Below are 663 nucleotides of genomic sequence, written 5' to 3'. Positions count from 1 at the left end.
TATGGTGCACGCCGGAGTGTCCGTCACCCACCACGGCGAGTCGATGGCCAACGCCGGGCTGACGTGGAAGATCGGCAGGAAGGCAGACAAGGAACAGATCCCCGAACGTTACCGCAAAGGCCCGATGAGCAGCGTCTACGTGATGCAGAAGGAGAACGCCCAGCTGCAGGCGCAGGTGGCGTCAATGGAGAAGACCAACTCCCATCAGGCCGAGGAGATCGCGGAGATGAAAGCTATGCTTACCCGCGAGATCCGTGAACGGGCGGAAATGAAAGCACGCATGGCCGAGCTGGAACGTCTGCTGCGGGCGTCGAAACGGAGATAACGTTTCGGCACGTCGTTCCGATCCCTGGATCGGCACGTATCGGCAATGTAATGTAAAGAGAAAGGACTGCAAAGGAAAGGACCGTAAAGGGAAAGGAAAGGACCGGCAATGCAGAGAGAAAAGGGCGGAGTCTTATTCGCTCCGCCCTTTCTTCTTGTTCGTTTTTTATCTGTTTCTGTTTATTTTCTATCAATTTGCCATTTATCTTCCCATTCATTCGAGGAGGTTTTTTCAGTGAAGTGCGTGACGAAAATGAAGCGTGTGATGAAATCGATAATTTCCCTGGCGATGTTCGCGTCGCTGTCCGCGGCGGTGTTCGCCACGGAGATCGCCGTGGT

At 54.3% G+C, this 663-nt stretch carries 1 protein-coding gene; it reads left to right on the top strand.

Going from position 1 to position 663, the window contains the following annotated elements:
• A partial coding sequence (locus D7D26_RS12405; protein WP_120373186.1) for a hypothetical protein occupies positions 1-325 on the top strand: 325 nt, incomplete at its 5' end.
• Between the last annotated feature and the right edge of the window lie 338 nt (positions 326-663).

It is taken from the genome of Pyramidobacter sp. CG50-2, from assembly GCF_003612005.1.
In the GTDB taxonomy this organism is placed as follows: Bacteria; Synergistota; Synergistia; order Synergistales; family Dethiosulfovibrionaceae; genus Pyramidobacter.
The sequence above is the reverse complement of the archived record's forward strand: the minus strand, read 5'-3'. Positions and strand labels throughout refer to the sequence as shown.